We start from the raw sequence: 14,557 nt of genomic DNA on the forward strand, positions 1-14,557 counted from the left end.
ATAATAATTACTATTCAGTAACGAACGGAGTTCAAATGAAAGTTATTTGCGGCGTGGCGCTGAGCCTGGGTGTGGCTTTATCAGCGTCAGCCACCACCTATCCACTGACCATCACCGATCTGGATGGACAGCAACATACGTTTTCTAAAGAGCCTCGCCATATTATTTTACAGGATGGGCGTGATGTACTGACGCTGGCTCTGCTCGATCGTGATAATCCTTTTGAACGCGTTGTAGCCTGGAATAACCTGCCTAAAAAACAGGATACGCAAACCTGGGAAATGCTGAAAGCACGCTGGCCGCAGGCGGAAAAAATTGTTGATATGGGATTCAACGACCAGGGTCAGGTCAACCTTGAAAGCGTGCTGGCGCAGCAGCCGGATGTGATGATTGCACAGTTACGTGCAAAACCGGCGTTGATCCAGTCTGGTGTGGTCAGGACGCTTGAAAATCTGCACATCCCGGTTGTGTTTGTAGACTATGAACTGCACCCGGCGCAGAACACAGCTAAAAGTGTTTCTCTGCTTGGGCAGATCCTTAACCGCGAAGAGCAGGCCCGGGACTATACAACTTTCTATCAGCAAAAAATGTCCGCTATTACGAATAAAGTCAGCGGCATTGAAAAGAAACCCACGGTGTTTATCGAGCCTATTGCCGGCAACAGCGATAACTGCTGTTTTACGCACAGTCATAACGGCTGGGGCGGACTGGTCGAAGCGGTAGGAGGCAAAAATATCGGTTCTGCACTTTTACCGGGCAACTCAGGTTTTGTTTCGCTGGAAAAAATCATCGCGATGAAGCCTGATGTCTATATCATGACCGGTTCTAAACGGCCTAACAGCAACGTGTTACCGTTTGGCTATGGGGTTAAGCCTCAGGAGGTCACTGCAACCTTCCAGACCCTGACGCGCCGTACCGGCGTGGCACAGATTGAGCCGGTGAAGCAGAACCGGGCTTATGGTATCTATCACCATTTCTACAACCATCCGTGGAATATCATCGGCATGGAAATCCTGGCGAAAGATCTCTATCCGCAGCAGTTTGCCGCGCTGAATCCGGTTGCCGATTATCACCAGCTGGTTAAAACCTTCACGCATCTGCCAGATGACGCTATTACCCTGAGCTATCCTGACAATAACTGATTGAGCCGGGCGGCCTTAATGCGCCGCCGGCAACCTTCTTTGCCTGGCATCTTACGCTGTGCAACTCATCTTATTCACTGTAATCAGTAAACCATACAGATGCTCCGCGTCTGCCAGCGAGAAATCTCTGAAAGCAGTGAACATCGTCACTATTAACATTCTCATTAATCCACGTCGCGAGTAAGCTTATACTCTATAACAGGCCGGACGGGCTGACGGCAGATTCTATATGGGAGAGAGTAATGGCAGTTAAGATGATTGCAGTAGATATGGATGGCACCTTCCTTGATGATAACAAGCACTATAATCAGCAGCGTTTTGCCCGCCAGTACGCACTGCTCAAAGAGAAAGGGATCCGCTTTGTTGTTGCCAGCGGCAATCAGTATTATCAGCTGCAACACTATTTTCCTGATATCAAGGATGAGATCGCGTTTGTTGCTGAAAACGGCGCCTGGGTCTCAGACTGCAATGAGGAACTGTTTTGCGGAGAGCTGGCGCCTGAGCGGGTAGAGCAGATCCTGACTATCCTGGCGAAAGAGCCTGATATCAGCGTCGTGGTCTGCGGTCGTAACAGCGCCTATGTGCACACCTCTATGCCTGAACATGTGGTGAATAAACTCAGCAATCACTATCGCCGGCTGGAAAAGCGCGACGATCTGAGCAGCATCGACGACACCATTTTTAAATTCTCATTAAATCTTGAGCATGAAGGCGTTGAGGCGCTGATGGCGCGGCTGCATCATGAGCTGAGCGCAATTGAGAACATTATGCATCCGGTCTCCAGCGGATTCGGCTTTATTGACCTGATTATTCCTGGCTGTCATAAAGCGCACGGCATTGCCATGCTGCAGCAAAAATGGGGCATTGATGATTGTGAGGTGCTGGCGATTGGCGACAGCGCAAATGATATCGAGATGTTGCGACAGGCCTGCTACAGCTTTGCCATGGATAACGCTGCCCCGTCGGTTGCGGCAGTCGCCCGCTATCGTACGCAGAACAATAACGAAGAGGGCGCACTCAACGTCATTGCGCGCCTGCTGGCCCGGGAAACGCCGTTTAACTAAGTCTGACCTGACAGAGCCGCCCGCGGCGGCTCTGTTACTCCTCTGACTCAGCTTTAAGCCGGGCAGCGTGCAGATTAGCCTCCATACTATCCAGCGCGGCCTGGTTCTTAAGCCCCCACGTATACATCTCCTCCACCGGTCGGGCAAATGTCATTCCCAGCGGGGTGAGCCGGTAGTCGACTTTAGCGGGCGTAACGTCATATTCCCGCCGTTCAACCAGGCCGCGCTGTTCCAGCGCTTTTAGCGTCTGAAACAGCATTTTTTTTGATATGCCCTGCAGGCTGCGCTGCAGCTCGCCGGTTCTGGCACAGTGATCTGGCCAGTGATAAAGCGCATGCAGCACCATCGTGCTCCATTTGACAGAGAACAGCTCCAGCAGTCTGCGCGGAGGTGAATCCGCATAAAAGACCAGTTTACCCTCTTCCCAGGCTGGCATGCCTGACTCCTTATAAGGTCACCGTTTGGTGCCTACTGTTAATTCTTTTTCGCATTCACTATAGTCTGCCGCCTCTCAGCTTATTAAGCCATCTTTGCCGGAGGCACAATGAAAATCAATGCACTGGTTGCACATAATGCAACCGCACCCCTGACGTCCGATAGCGTCGCGCTGCGCCCGCTGCAAAAACAGGATGTCAAAATTGAGATCCTCTATTGCGGCGTCTGCCATTCTGATCTGCACATGGCGCGTAATGAATGGGGCGTCAGCCGCTATCCGCTGGTACCGGGACATGAGATTGTTGGCCGGGTAACGGAGGCGGGCAGTGAAGTCAGCAAATTCAGGCCAGGCGATCTGGTTGGCGTTGGCGTAATGGTGGATTCCTGCCGGACCTGCCATTTCTGTCAGCAGCATGAAGAGCAATATTGTGAAGCGGGTTTTACCGCGACCTATAACGGAACCGACAAGTACACCGGCGGCACCACCTGGGGAGGATACGCTGAGAGCGTAATTGTCGATGAGCACTTCGTGGTCGCCGTTCCGCAAAATCTGCCACCAGCCGGGGTAGCACCGCTTCTCTGCGCCGGGGTTACGGTCTGGTCGCCATTACGCCATTTCAATGTTAAAGCAGGCGACCGTGTGGGCGTGGTTGGACTGGGCGGACTTGGACACATGGCGGTTAAGCTGGCCAGCGCAATGGGGGCAGACGTCACTCTGTTTACCACTTCTGCCGCCAAGCGCGACGATGCACTGCGCCTGGGGGCCAGTCGGGTAGTGGTATCTCGCAATGAGGAGGAGATGGCAGCCTGCCAGACTTCGCTGGATATCATCATCAATTGCGTGGCAGCTCCGCACGACCTTAATCCCTATCTTGCCACGCTGAAAACCAATGGACGTATGGTGCTGGTAGGTATTCCGGATCGGCCACATATTTCGCCGGATATCACCCCAATGGTTTTCCGCAGGCTGAGCATCACTGGCTCTTCAATCGGCAGCGTACAGGAAACGCAGGAGATGCTCGATTTCTGCGGCCAGCATAATATTGTGGCGGATATCGAGACTATTACCGGGGATGAGATAGAACAGGCATTTGAGCGTATGCTACGCGGCGATGTGCACTATCGTTTTGTCATCGATATGCAAGCGACTCAATGGTAAGTCTATGATTAACAGCGATTTCAGCCTGAAATCGCCAACAGAGGCTCTTCAGGTGACATGTTAAACGATGTAATCTGAAAAAAATAATCTCTTAAGCCGGGCTTTACTGGCAGTCTGAATAGTGCAGCATTTATTTCAGGCTGTCAGATTTATCCAGCTTATCTGTTTGATAAGTATAATTATTTTATCAATGAAAGGATGATGGTAAAAACAGCCGATGTGCGCCAGCGTAATTACATAAGCACGGTAACTTCAATCGATAAGGGGGAAGCGTCAAAATAATTCGCTGTCTGCGCCTTTTTCCCGATAAACTGCAGTTCCTGTTGATCAGATTTATCTTAGAATGAACTATTACACCCCTGATGATGATCATCTGAAAAAACGATCGAGACGTTTCGTCCGGCGCATGTTTTTTATGCGTCAGCTCGGTACTGTACTCTGTTTCTTTCCTATTCTTTCTGTGCTGCTCGATACGCAGCGCGAGCTGTTCTACAGTGCTTTACTGTTCATTAATGCCTTTGCCTGGCCGTGGCTTGCCTGCCAGCGTGCACTGCGCGCTGAAGATCCGACCAGCGCTGAACGTAACAACCTTACGCTCGATGCCGCTTTTGGCGGGATATGGGTGGCGCTGATGTCGCTCACTCCGGTGCCCTCGGTGATTATCATGGCCGTACTGGCCTCAGATCGCTATGCGGCGGGAGGCAGTACGCTTCTCATCTCCGCTATTAAAGCGTTTATAGTGGCTTTCCTGTCGGTGTGGATACTCGATGGTGCACGGATAGAGAGTGCCTTTACGACGCAGACGGTGTGGCTGACGCTGCCGCTCGCCAGCTGTTACATGCTGGCGCTGAGTATCGCTTCTTATAATCTGACCTGGCAGCTGCGCAAGCGTAATCGCGAACTGGAGCGCGTAGCTCTGATGGATCCGGGCCTGCAGATCCCTAACCGACGGCTATTTGAACGACGGCTGGAGAGTGAGTTTTTAAGTACGCGGCGTGGCGACAGTAACGGCTATCTGCTGCTGCTGGATCTGGACCATTTCAAGGCCGTCAATGACACCTGGGGGCATGAAGCCGGAGACTTTCTGCTGGCAGAAATTTCCGCTCTGCTGCGCAACTATGTCGGTATTCAGGATATACCCGCGCGTCTGGGAGGTGATGAGCTAAGCGTTATTGTTCACCATGCCAGTGATGAAACCGTGGTTGCTCTCGCCAGGCGACTGCGTGAAAAAATAGCGCAGGTTGCTTTGCCTGCCGCTCCTGATTTTCACTGCACGGTTAGCATCGGTATCGCTCCTGCGAGCAGCGCTGATTCTCTGCGCGACTGGCTGCGCCATGCGGATGAGGCCCTCTATCAGGTAAAGCGGGCAGGGCGTAACGACGTTCTGCTCTGGAGCTGAGTAACACAAGTCTGCGCCAGGCTAACGCAGCTGGCTGTCTTTACTGCCCCGGCGATTATAACCGCTACTGCTGGCTTCTTTCTTATCCAGTTCAGACTGACACTGGATACAGTAGCGTACGCCGGGCAGTGCCGCGCGACGTGCTTCGGGTATCGGTTCTCCACACTCATCACAGAAGCGTGCACTGTCACCCTGCTTAAGATGACTTCGCGCCCGGGCGATAGCATCATCAACCGTCGCATCAATCTGTTTCTGGACTGCGCCATCTTCCGACCAGCCACCTGCCATAAAGCCCCCTTATCGTTGCTGAATATTAACTATAGTCAGCGGTGATGCACGCGTCGCACTTTGCGTGCGGTTGCAGTCATCCCTCATTGCTGCCTCCTCAAACGAAATACCCGGCATTTGCGCAGGCAACGATAAGATGCATCATTAATGCAATTTTTCTTTATTAAATATAGAGTTAGGTCGTTTATTATTTAAAATGCGTTGTAGTATGGGTTTATATTTTTAATAAAAGTGTACAAAGGGTTGTGCGTTGTACAAATATATCCATTCATGTTGCTGGTTAATAAAAATGCCATTTGTAAGTCAGTCAGAAAATATAGAACGTTTTTTTGTTAATAAAGCGAAGCGGTAAAAAAGGGTATCGATCAAGTTTTAATCGAAAATTCTTCTCCGAATGAAAAAATAACTCTCCTGACAGGTTAATTCTTTCGCGTAAGCGAAGCGTAAACGATGTCAGGAGAGTGTCATTTTCAGAATTAAATGAAGTGCAGAGATATCGGGCTCTGTATAAGTTTACTTACGACGGCTGATCTTCCCTCCTTTTCTGCCCGCTTCAATAGCCCGTTCAGGATCGTTTCTGAAGTTGCCACCGCTGACCTGGCCGCCCTTGCGGCCTGCCTCGGCAGCACGTTCTTTGTTAGCAGCAAAGTTACCTGCACCACCGCGGCGTGGTTTGGTTTTTTCAGCTTCTTCCGGGTTATTGCTGGAATCCTGCATTTTTTCCTCTCTGTTCATGCTGACTTGTGGCAAAAATAAATGTAGCGCTGTTTTTACCATGTTCAAGACAGAATTTATCCTGACTTTTTAATTTACGACGGGTCGTTTGTTTAAGTAAGAATCGATCTTAAGCGATTCTGTTATCTTAATCTAACGCAGGTGAATAGTTAGCATTTTACTTTGATAAAGGAAAGCGTTCTTTGCGTCCTGAAAAGGTTTAATGAAAAGTTGTGACAATTAGCCGGGCACAGCATTACGTCATGCAATAAAAGGGTGCAGGTATTCATTTGCGCTTCGTTTATTTTTTTCGTGACAGAGTATTGAGGACCGGAACATAAGCCGGGACTAAAAATAGACAGAAAATGATAGATGATAACAGGCGTGTTTATCGGGGCAGGGGAGGCCAGGCTGCTGGCCGGGTCAGCAGCCGGCTGTTCAGAGATCGATTGTCAGGCTGACGGTATGGCTGCGGGAGCAGCAGAGTGCAATACACTGGGAGGGCGCCGCTTTTTCTTTGTCAGACTGAACCGTATCGCGATGGTCCGGCTGGCCTTCAGTAACAGGTGTCAGACAGGCTCCGCACATACCCATTTCACATGACAGCGCAACCTCCACACCCTGTTCAGTCAGCACTGCTGCAATGGAACGGTCCGGCGGAACCAGCCAGCTTCTGCCCGATCGCGCCAGGGTTATAGTGAACGCTGCGCCTTGCTCAGTTACCTGCTGCGGTGCGGCTGCTTTAAATGCCTCTGTATGAATCGCCTCAGGAGGCCAGCCGCAGGTTTCAGCCTGAAGCTGCAGATGGGACATAAAAGGCAGCGGACCACAGAGATAGATATGTGCGCCGGGCTGATAGCGAGCGATACTCTCAGGCTGATGAGTGCGGGCGCTGACACCCTCACTGCTGTACCAGATGTGACAAACGCCGTGCGCAAAATTCTGGTTCAGGAGTGCTGCAAACGCCTCATCGCCCCGCTCTCTGAGATAATAGTGCAGTTCAAACGCCTGGCCTGCTGCCTCCAGCGCCTGTGCCATCACAGAAAGCGGAGTAATGCCGATGCCTGCGGCCAGCAGGATAACCTTCCTGGCAGCGACCAGCGGAAAAAGATTACGTGGCGGAGAAATAGCAAGCTGCATGCCCGGGCGCAGCGTTTCATGTATGTAGCGCGACCCACCGCGCGACTCAGCCTCAAGCGCCACACAAATTTCATAGCAGTCACGTCTGTTTTCCGCTCCGGTCAGTGAATATTGCCGGATCATTCCCGGCTGCAGATGCACATCAATGTGCGCACCTGCCTGCCATGCGGGCAGCAATTGCCCGTCTGTCGTCATCAGCCTGACGCTCAGGTTACGGCGGCCCTGACGCCAGATGCCGTCTGTCACCACATTAATCAGTTCGTTCATTGCCGCCCCTCACACCAGAAAAAATTCACCAAATCCCATACGTTTTAGCCCGCGCCGGTAGGCCACTGAACTGCGATCGGCCGGAATATGCGCCTCCAGCGTAAGATCCAGCGGCAGACGTTCAGGGCGCTGGGTCTCCACCATCAGCCGATCCTCCTCAAAAACGCGCAGGTTAAAGGCGTGCACCTCTTCCGGAGGAATGTGCAGATCAAAGTTGCGTGCGATAGGCGCAAACATGCGCGTCTGGCGGGCTGAAACCGGAGAGGCCGCATTCATGATTGTCAGGCGGGCGTCGCCAGGGAAGAAAATGGTCAGCGTGGCCGTAAAGGGCAGATGCATCTCAAAACGTCGCAGCCACTCAAAGCCGTCGGGCGCCTGCTGCGGGCTGCCGGCAGCAAAATTACTGACGGTACTCCAGTAGTCCACGCTGAAGCCGTAGTCGGTTTCAACCGGGTTATATGCCGGCACCAGCTGGTTAGCCGCATCGGCAAAGGTGTCCGTATGCACCCAGGCAAAATGCGCGACGTCCAGAAAGCCCTCTACCTGGCGGCCGGCAAAGCCTGCGACATCAAATCCAGGGCAGTTGATTTGCTGAAACCCGCTGTCATCCCAGTGCGGCATCGTCGGCAGTTTTGCCGGCTGTTGACTGTCGGGCGCCAGACAAACCCAGATCAGTCCAAAACGTTCCGTCACGGCATAAGAGGTAAGATGCAGTTTGGCAGGCACCGGCTGGTCCGGACTCGATGGAATACGGTTACACCGGCCATTTTCCCCAAAACGCAGGCCGTGATAGGGACAGATAATGCCCTCATCATCATGGAAACCCAGCGTCAGCGGTACGCCACGATGTGGACAGATATCACGTGCGGCCACCACGTCCCCCTTAATCCGATACAGCACCAGCTGTTCATCCAGCAGAGTCGCCTTCACCGGCGCGCTGCTGATATCGCCGCTGCGCGCAACAGGATGCCAGTGGCGCGCAAGGCGCAGCCAGTCTTCGGGATCAAAAGTGCAGTGGGCGGGCGGTGTCGGACCGGACATAGTTATCTCCTGATAATCAGTTCACACAGCGTGATAAACATAATGTTTGTCAGGACATTGTTATTACGCTTCTGTGTTACGATCCATCGCTAAGATTACAGTCTGCTGTTGCAAAAAAGTGTACAGGTGCACGATGAGCCCATTCTCCCGCTTCGCTCTCTATTTTACCGAAGTCGCCCGCAGCGGCAGCCTGCGCAAAGCGGCAGAAAAGCTGCACGTGTCGGCCTCTGCGATCAACCGGCAAATTTTGCAGGCAGAGGCCGCCTTTAACACGCCGCTGTTTGAGCGTCTGCCTGAGGGTCTGCGTATGACCACTGCCGGAGAGTTGCTCTACAGCGATCTCACGCGCTGGCAGCGCGAATTTCGCGTTACGCGTCAGCGGTTCGATGAGATACAGGGGCTAAAACGCGGCAATGTCACTCTGGGAATGGTGCAGTCTCTGACCCGGGGCCGGATAGCTGAACGGATAGCGGCAATGGCGCAGACGCACCTCTGGCTGAATCTGACGCTTACCGTTGATAACAGCCAGCGCATCAGCCAGCTTATCCGGCAATCTGAAATCGATTTTGGTCTGATCCTCGACCCGGATGGGCAGAGCGGCCTTAATGTACTGGCTTTTGCCGAACTGGAAATGGGCGTGGTGATGAACAACCGGCATCCGCTCAGCACCCGTGACGCTGTCTCGCTCAGTGAACTGAGTCACGAGCGGCATATTCTGCCGGGCGACTCACTGGTTGTTCATGAGCGCGTCACTGCGCTCTATCACCGGCAGGGATTCCAGCCTGAAAATGTAATCGGCTGTAATGATATACGGCTTATCCATACGCTGGTGGCGCAGAACAGCGGTATCTGTGTGCTGAGCCTGCTGGATGTCATGACCGAGGTTGAACAGGGTGAGTTAAGCTTCGTACCGCTCAGGCACAGCGTTATGCGCCCCCTGACGCTGGCCTTATGCACCGCACCGTCGCGACAGCTTTCGCGCGCGGCGCAGATGCTGATTCAGCAGATGACAGAGGTGATTGACGCGATGAGTGTCACTCAGCGCTAAACCGGAGAGTAGCTGCCGGTGCCATCCGGCCAGGGTGTAAGAAGATCAAAGCCGTTATCCGTAACCGCAACGGTATGCTCCCACTGCGCGGAGAGGGAACGATCTTTGGTCACTACCGTCCAGCCATCACTCAATACGCTGGTTGCCGCTTTCCCGGCGTTGATCATGGGCTCAATAGTAAAGATCATGCCGGGTTCCAGCGCCAGGCCTTTACCGGCCGTACCATAATGAAGCACCTGTGGTTCATCATGATAGATCCGTCCGGTGCCATGACCGCAATACTCGCGCACAACCGAGAACCCTGCGCCTTCAGCTACCCGCTGGATGGCTGCACCGATATCGCCCAGCGTGGCGCCGGGTTTAACCACGTTGATACCCGCTACCATAGCATCGTATGTGATATCCACCAGTCGTCTGGCACGAACTGAAGGCTGGCCCACAAAGTACATGCGACTGGTATCGCCATACCAGCCCTCTTTGATGACCGCGACATCAATATTAATGATATCGCCCTCTTTCAGTCGTTTCGGGCCGGGGATACCGTGGCAGACTACATGATTAACTGACGTGCAGACCGTGCGGGTATAGCCGTGATAGCCGATATTTGCCGGCGTGATGTTTAAAACATCAACGATATAATCGTGACAGAGACGATCCAGTTCGTCGGTGCTGATACCCGGCTTCACATGAGGCCCAATCATCGCCAGTACGGCAGCAGCGGCCTGGCCCGCGGCGCGCGCCTGTTCAATTTCAGCGGCATTATGGAGCGTAATATTCACGATGCTTTCTCCTGAGTCAGAAAGAGAGGATGGTTTAAGAGTGCGGCCAGGTCGCTGCCCCCGTCGCGCTCTATGCGCATGAGCAGCCGGACCAGCGCCTGATGATCTTTGTCAGGATAGAGTTCCGCCAGCATGCCCATTTTCATCCAGTGTTCCGCCTGTGCGTTGACTGAACGGCTCAATGCGCCGCTGGCGATACGCAGATTTTCGTGCATCATATCGGAAATTTTCACAATGCCCATCGCTGTGCCTTATATGTTTTATATATGAAGCATATACTACCCGCAATAAAGAAAGAAACAAGGTGCCTGCAGCGAATACAACAAAGCCGCAGCCGTTAAGGCAGTGGTAAAACGCACATCAGGCCTGTTAATTGTTTACTCTTTATCCTGAAGCGAGCCTCTCAGAGATGCAGTAAAAAATTTCAAGTATCAGTTTAACGTTTTATTATTCATGTGGTTAGAGAGAAGGGAAGGCTCTGGTCCGATGTTAGTGACGGATTGTTTCTGAATGGACATAAATTTTGTAGTATCTTTTTAGCGGTATGAAAAGCCCTTTCTCCAGATGTAAACTGACCCGGCGACCGCAAATATGAACAAAGCAGATGATAGTGAATGGGTAGACATAGTAATAGGCGAGGCGGTAATGGCTCTGTTCAATGAGGAGTTACCCGTCTCTTATGATGCTTTGCTCAGCAAATTGCAGGAGATGCTGGCAGCAGAGAAGAGCGCCGCAAAAACCCGTTCACTGTTTTTTGCCATCCGGGAAATCCAGGGAGCAGAGCACCCGGCGATTAACGTGGCATCAAATGAACAGACTTTGCACTAAACGTTGAGGCGTACCGCTCCGTCATGACTTATTGCTTTCTGGCTGTCAGGGCGCGCGCCGCGCTCGCGTAGATCTCTTTCATCCCATCCAGCGCCTCTTTTTCCTGCTGGCGCAGACGCGTCAGAATGTTATCCGTACTCAAAGGCTGCCCTGATTTACGTAAAAACGAAACGGCGCGCCCGATGACGGCATGAATAGCACTGTTGTTATCCAAAACGCTGAGTTTCACGCTTTATCCTTCTGCCTGGTTTTCTGATATTCATGGCTGCCACTACATACTCTGCACAGATCAATTCCTGAGCAGAGTGCTTCTTATTTGCGCTCAGGGCAGTGCCCGATGCAGCTTCTCCCGCAGGGCTGCCACTCTTACGGTAAGATCGTGCAACTCTTCATAGGGGGTATCCATTACCGATATCATATCGGCGGGCACGCCGGCGGCTTTGCTTTTAAGCTGCAGCCCTTCATGCGTCAGAAAAATGCGTACCCGGCGTTCGTCTCCTCCCGCATCACGTTTGCGCAAAATAAAACCGGCCGCTTCAAGTCTCTTCAGCAGCTGGCTGAGCGTGCCGGAGTCCAGCCGCACACGTGCGCCAACCTCCGATACTGTCACCTCATCTTTTTCCCACAGCGCCAGTAAAACCAGATACTGGGGATAGGTAAGCCCAAGCGGTTTTAGTCTGGACTGATAAAGCTTGGTCATCGCCAGCGATGCAGAGTAGAGCGCAAAACAGAGAAACTGGTCGACGGTGACCGGTGCATCAGAAAGCGCACCATCATGCTCACCGCTTTGATCATTTATATCAGTACACATTCACAATCCATTTTAGTGAGCTGGCCGGCAGGGAAAACGCACGCTGCGTCCGGGCAGCCACAAGTATTGAATCAAATTAAATTGATGTCAATGTAACCTGACACAAACGCTGTCGCCGTCGCGGGTCTGGCAAACTGGCCTATGCTTACAGCCGGAGGCCGATATGTGTGGACGATTCGCGCAGTACAGCAGCAGAGATGACTATTTTATGGCGCTGGGTATTGCGCCGGACGAAATCCAGTACGATCCGTTGCCCATCGGGCGCTACAACGTTGCGCCTGGTACCCGGGTATTACTGCTCAGCGAACGCGAAGAGGCGCTGCAGCTGGATCCGGTCTACTGGGGATATGGACCAGAGTGGTGGCATAAGCAGCCTTTGATTAATGCCCGCAGCGAAACCGCGGCCAGCGGCCGGATGTTTAAGCCTCTCTGGGAACAGGGCCGGGCGATAGTGCCGGCTGATGGCTGGTTTGAGTGGAAAAAAGAGAAGGGGAGAAAACAGCCGTTCTTTATTTATCACCAGCGTAAAACGCCGCTGTTTTTTGCTGCCATCGGTAAGGCGCCGTTTAATCACGTTCAGGGGCATGAAGGCTTTGTCATCGTGACCGCCGCCAGCAATAAAGGCATGGTCGATATCCACGATCGCCGCCCGCTGGTTCTGACCGCAGAAGGCGTTCATGAATGGCTGAGCAGCAGCACCTCTGCGCGTCGCGCGCAGGAGATTGCTCATGAAGCTGCTGAGCCGGAAGAGGCATTCTGCTGGCATGCGGTGACCACGCGGGTAGGCAGCGTACGTCAGCAGGATGCTGAGCTGATTGAAGAGATCGTGCCGGAAAAGTAGTGGCTGATACATTTTATCTATTGAAATGAAAACCGGTGTCCGGTTGCAGCCAGCGGTATGCCATTCAATAATCGAAGCATGACAACTTATCGCGTTAGAGTCGGGTATCATAACCCGTCAGCCCTGACTTTCAGGCAACTTGATGAACTGCTGGAGCCGCAGCGTTTCTGGCGTACTGCTACTCACACCAGTCGCTTCCGGTACTATATGGAGTATGAGTATGAATCTGACGTACGTGACCTGTGCGCAGTCTGCGCGCTGGCTTACTCTCAGGCCTGCCGCGTGCGGCGGTGTCCGCTGGTATTAGTTGAGGAAATGTCTGCCGCTGTGACGCAATAAGTTGTGCGTACCGATGTTCTCTGCGGCGCAACAGGCGCAGCGGCATTCAGAATTGGCTCAGTGAGCCAGGCCGTTTTTTTACCTACGCTTCTTTCTGTATTTATTCACAGAGGAAGCATAAATGACGAACGAACTCAGCAGGAAACCCGTTGCCGATCGTGCCGAGGCAGACGCATTTTTCCCCTCCGACTACTCGCGCGATCGGTTTACCTCTCCTCTATCCGATCTGGAGGGCGCAGACTATCCGGCGCCCGGCGACGGAAGCAAAAAAATTCTGGTCCTGTGTGCTGATGAACGCTATCTGCCGCTGGAGAACGATACGCTGTTTTCAACCGGCAATCATCCGGTGGAAACGCTGCTGCCGATGTATCACCTGCATCAGGCGGGCTTCGGTATCGACATTGCAACGCTCTCTGGTCAGATGGCAAAGTTTGAACACTGGGCCATGCCCGGAGAGGATGAAGCGGTAATACAATTCTATCAGCGCTACCAGTCAGCCTTTCGCTCTCCGCTCAGGCTGGCAGATGTGTTAGCGTCCCTCTCTCCTCATAGCGACTACGCGGCAGTGTTTATCCCGGGCGGGCATGGCGCGCTGATCGGCTTACCGGAGAGTAAAGAGGTGGCGACATTGCTTCGCTGGACGCTGGAAAACGACCGCTATCTGATCTCACTCTGTCACGGCCCGGCGGCGTTTCTTTCACTCGCCGGGTCCGACAATCCGCTGGCTGGCTATGAAATCTGTGCTTTCCCTGATGCCATTGATAAGCAGACGCCGGACATAGGCTATATGCCAGGCCATCTTACCTGGTACTTCGGTGAGAAGCTGCGCGCAATGGGTCTTCATATTATCAATGAAGATATCAAAGGTACGGTACATCGCGATCGCAATGTTATAACGGGCGACAGCCCTTATGCTGCAAATGCGTTAGGCAAACTTGCTGCAGAAACGTTGCTGAAAGCTTACGGTTAAGGCGTCTGATTTCCCAGGCCCTGACAGGCATCTTTGTCAGGGCTGATATTTCTTCCTGATTAAAATTTAAATCGTAAACGTATTTCTCTGTTTTATTTTTTATAAAAAATAAGCTGTTTATCGGCGAGGTTAGCTAAAACTTTAGCACTTTATTATAATATAAGCTTTTCCGATATATAACGAGCCAGGGTGTTTTTGACATACCTGCTTTAACTTTTATCTTGTTGTTATTAAATGATTTATGTTTATTTGGCTTTGGCAGTTACGCAAGAATATATCGTCAATACACTTC

At 52.4% G+C, this 14,557-nt stretch carries 17 protein-coding genes; 9 read left to right on the plus strand and 8 right to left on the minus strand.

Features of this window, described 5'->3' with window-relative positions:
- Positions 1 to 35: 35 nt before the first annotated feature.
- Together F3J39_RS12050 and F3J39_RS12055 are read left to right on the plus strand one after the other, a co-directional pair.
- Complete coding sequence (locus F3J39_RS12050; RefSeq protein ID WP_071668119.1) at positions 36 to 1,142, plus strand: ABC transporter substrate-binding protein; 1,107 nt, start codon at positions 36 to 38, stop codon at positions 1,140 to 1,142.
- Between the two features lie 242 nt (positions 1,143 to 1,384).
- On the plus strand, positions 1,385 to 2,206 hold the full coding sequence (locus F3J39_RS12055) for a Cof-type HAD-IIB family hydrolase (protein ID WP_104085752.1): 822 nt from the start codon (positions 1,385 to 1,387) through the stop codon (positions 2,204 to 2,206).
- A gap of 34 nt (positions 2,207 to 2,240) precedes the next feature.
- Here F3J39_RS12055 and F3J39_RS12060 read toward each other — a convergent pair whose 3' ends face one another.
- Entirely contained in the window at positions 2,241 to 2,642 is a 402-nt protein-coding gene (locus tag F3J39_RS12060) for a helix-turn-helix domain-containing protein (protein ID WP_040113764.1), read from the minus strand.
- 108 nt (positions 2,643 to 2,750) lie between these two features.
- Here F3J39_RS12060 and F3J39_RS12065 point away from each other — a divergent pair, with 108 nt between their 5' ends.
- Complete coding sequence (locus F3J39_RS12065) at positions 2,751 to 3,800, plus strand: NAD(P)-dependent alcohol dehydrogenase (RefSeq protein WP_040113766.1); 1,050 nt, start codon at positions 2,751 to 2,753, stop codon at positions 3,798 to 3,800.
- Between the two features lie 343 nt (positions 3,801 to 4,143).
- The gene (locus F3J39_RS12070; RefSeq protein ID WP_071668122.1) at positions 4,144 to 5,199 is read left to right on the plus strand and encodes a diguanylate cyclase; all 1,056 of its coding nucleotides are present in this window, start codon (positions 4,144 to 4,146) and stop codon (positions 5,197 to 5,199) included.
- A gap of 21 nt (positions 5,200 to 5,220) precedes the next feature.
- On the opposite strand, the gene F3J39_RS12075 is transcribed toward F3J39_RS12070, so the two are convergent.
- The 4 genes from F3J39_RS12075 to hpxD form a co-directional block, all read right to left on the minus strand.
- Complete coding sequence (locus F3J39_RS12075) at positions 5,221 to 5,487, minus strand: DksA/TraR family C4-type zinc finger protein (protein ID WP_040113772.1); 267 nt, start codon at positions 5,485 to 5,487, stop codon at positions 5,221 to 5,223.
- Positions 5,488 to 6,000: 513 nt separating this feature from the next.
- The gene (locus F3J39_RS12080) at positions 6,001 to 6,204 is read right to left on the minus strand and encodes a general stress protein (RefSeq protein WP_040113773.1); all 204 of its coding nucleotides are present in this window, start codon (positions 6,202 to 6,204) and stop codon (positions 6,001 to 6,003) included.
- 435 nt (positions 6,205 to 6,639) lie between these two features.
- A complete protein-coding gene (locus F3J39_RS12085) occupies positions 6,640 to 7,608 on the minus strand; it encodes a PDR/VanB family oxidoreductase (RefSeq protein WP_104085751.1) in 969 nt (322 codons plus the stop codon).
- A 9-nt stretch (positions 7,609 to 7,617) separates the two neighbouring features.
- Positions 7,618 to 8,649: a molybdenum cofactor-independent xanthine hydroxylase subunit HpxD gene (hpxD, locus tag F3J39_RS12090; protein WP_166714244.1), complete on the minus strand. Its 1,032-nt coding sequence runs from the start codon at positions 8,647 to 8,649 to the stop codon at positions 7,618 to 7,620.
- A 133-nt stretch (positions 8,650 to 8,782) separates the two neighbouring features.
- Between hpxD and F3J39_RS12095 the strand changes: the two genes are divergently transcribed.
- On the plus strand, positions 8,783 to 9,697 hold the full coding sequence (locus tag F3J39_RS12095; RefSeq protein ID WP_104085749.1) for a LysR family transcriptional regulator: 915 nt from the start codon (positions 8,783 to 8,785) through the stop codon (positions 9,695 to 9,697).
- On the opposite strand, the gene map is transcribed toward F3J39_RS12095, so the two are convergent.
- Both map and F3J39_RS12105 read right to left on the minus strand, forming a co-directional pair.
- The gene (gene map, locus F3J39_RS12100) at positions 9,694 to 10,479 is read right to left on the minus strand and encodes a type I methionyl aminopeptidase (RefSeq protein ID WP_071668125.1); all 786 of its coding nucleotides are present in this window, start codon (positions 10,477 to 10,479) and stop codon (positions 9,694 to 9,696) included. The genes F3J39_RS12095 and map overlap by 4 nt on opposite strands.
- The gene (locus F3J39_RS12105) at positions 10,473 to 10,718 is read right to left on the minus strand and encodes a ParD-like family protein (RefSeq protein WP_104085748.1); all 246 of its coding nucleotides are present in this window, start codon (positions 10,716 to 10,718) and stop codon (positions 10,473 to 10,475) included. The genes map and F3J39_RS12105 overlap by 7 nt, the downstream gene beginning before the upstream one ends.
- 349 nt (positions 10,719 to 11,067) lie before the next feature.
- Here F3J39_RS12105 and F3J39_RS12110 point away from each other — a divergent pair, with 349 nt between their 5' ends.
- Complete coding sequence (locus F3J39_RS12110) at positions 11,068 to 11,304, plus strand: hypothetical protein (protein ID WP_104085747.1); 237 nt, start codon at positions 11,068 to 11,070, stop codon at positions 11,302 to 11,304.
- Positions 11,305 to 11,626: 322 nt separating this feature from the next.
- On the opposite strand, the gene F3J39_RS12115 is transcribed toward F3J39_RS12110, so the two are convergent.
- Entirely contained in the window at positions 11,627 to 12,115 is a 489-nt protein-coding gene (locus F3J39_RS12115; protein WP_040113792.1) for a MarR family transcriptional regulator, read from the minus strand.
- A gap of 163 nt (positions 12,116 to 12,278) precedes the next feature.
- Between F3J39_RS12115 and F3J39_RS12120 the strand changes: the two genes are divergently transcribed.
- From F3J39_RS12120 to hchA, 3 genes are all read left to right on the plus strand, one after another.
- The gene (locus tag F3J39_RS12120; RefSeq protein ID WP_104085746.1) at positions 12,279 to 12,956 is read left to right on the plus strand and encodes an SOS response-associated peptidase family protein; all 678 of its coding nucleotides are present in this window, start codon (positions 12,279 to 12,281) and stop codon (positions 12,954 to 12,956) included.
- Between the two features lie 78 nt (positions 12,957 to 13,034).
- Complete coding sequence (locus F3J39_RS18860) at positions 13,035 to 13,295, plus strand: hypothetical protein (RefSeq protein WP_071668189.1); 261 nt, start codon at positions 13,035 to 13,037, stop codon at positions 13,293 to 13,295.
- Between the two features lie 121 nt (positions 13,296 to 13,416).
- Positions 13,417 to 14,265, plus strand: coding sequence for a glyoxalase III HchA (gene hchA / locus F3J39_RS12130; RefSeq protein WP_104085745.1), 849 nt, complete (start codon positions 13,417 to 13,419; stop codon positions 14,263 to 14,265).
- Positions 14,266 to 14,557 lie beyond the last annotated feature (292 nt).

This window comes from Pantoea sp. Acro-807, assembly GCF_011752675.1.
In the GTDB taxonomy this organism is placed as follows: Bacteria; Pseudomonadota; Gammaproteobacteria; order Enterobacterales; family Enterobacteriaceae; genus Pantoea; species Pantoea eucrina.

What these genes read in the sequence shown, in the direction of transcription:
- F3J39_RS12060 (WP_040113764.1), bottom strand. Translation starts at nt 2,642, where the DNA reads ATGCCAGCCTGGGAAGAGGGTAAACTGGTCTTTTATGCGGATTCACCT.
- hchA (WP_104085745.1), top strand. Translation starts at nt 13,417, where the DNA reads ATGACGAACGAACTCAGCAGGAAACCCGTTGCCGATCGTGCCGAGGCA.
- F3J39_RS12065 (WP_040113766.1), top strand. Translation starts at nt 2,751, where the DNA reads ATGAAAATCAATGCACTGGTTGCACATAATGCAACCGCACCCCTGACG.
- F3J39_RS12075 (WP_040113772.1), bottom strand. Translation starts at nt 5,487, where the DNA reads ATGGCAGGTGGCTGGTCGGAAGATGGCGCAGTCCAGAAACAGATTGAT.
- F3J39_RS12095 (WP_104085749.1), top strand. Translation starts at nt 8,783, where the DNA reads ATGAGCCCATTCTCCCGCTTCGCTCTCTATTTTACCGAAGTCGCCCGC.
- F3J39_RS12115 (WP_040113792.1), bottom strand. Translation starts at nt 12,115, where the DNA reads ATGTGTACTGATATAAATGATCAAAGCGGTGAGCATGATGGTGCGCTT.
- F3J39_RS12085 (WP_104085751.1), bottom strand. Translation starts at nt 7,608, where the DNA reads ATGAACGAACTGATTAATGTGGTGACAGACGGCATCTGGCGTCAGGGC.
- F3J39_RS12105 (WP_104085748.1), bottom strand. Translation starts at nt 10,718, where the DNA reads ATGGGCATTGTGAAAATTTCCGATATGATGCACGAAAATCTGCGTATC.
- F3J39_RS12080 (WP_040113773.1), bottom strand. Translation starts at nt 6,204, where the DNA reads ATGCAGGATTCCAGCAATAACCCGGAAGAAGCTGAAAAAACCAAACCA.
- F3J39_RS18860 (WP_071668189.1), top strand. Translation starts at nt 13,035, where the DNA reads ATGACAACTTATCGCGTTAGAGTCGGGTATCATAACCCGTCAGCCCTG.
- hpxD (WP_166714244.1), bottom strand. Translation starts at nt 8,649, where the DNA reads ATGTCCGGTCCGACACCGCCCGCCCACTGCACTTTTGATCCCGAAGAC.
- F3J39_RS12110 (WP_104085747.1), top strand. Translation starts at nt 11,068, where the DNA reads ATGAACAAAGCAGATGATAGTGAATGGGTAGACATAGTAATAGGCGAG.
- F3J39_RS12055 (WP_104085752.1), top strand. Translation starts at nt 1,385, where the DNA reads ATGGCAGTTAAGATGATTGCAGTAGATATGGATGGCACCTTCCTTGAT.
- F3J39_RS12050 (WP_071668119.1), top strand. Translation starts at nt 36, where the DNA reads ATGAAAGTTATTTGCGGCGTGGCGCTGAGCCTGGGTGTGGCTTTATCA.
- F3J39_RS12070 (WP_071668122.1), top strand. Translation starts at nt 4,144, where the DNA reads ATGAACTATTACACCCCTGATGATGATCATCTGAAAAAACGATCGAGA.
- F3J39_RS12120 (WP_104085746.1), top strand. Translation starts at nt 12,279, where the DNA reads ATGTGTGGACGATTCGCGCAGTACAGCAGCAGAGATGACTATTTTATG.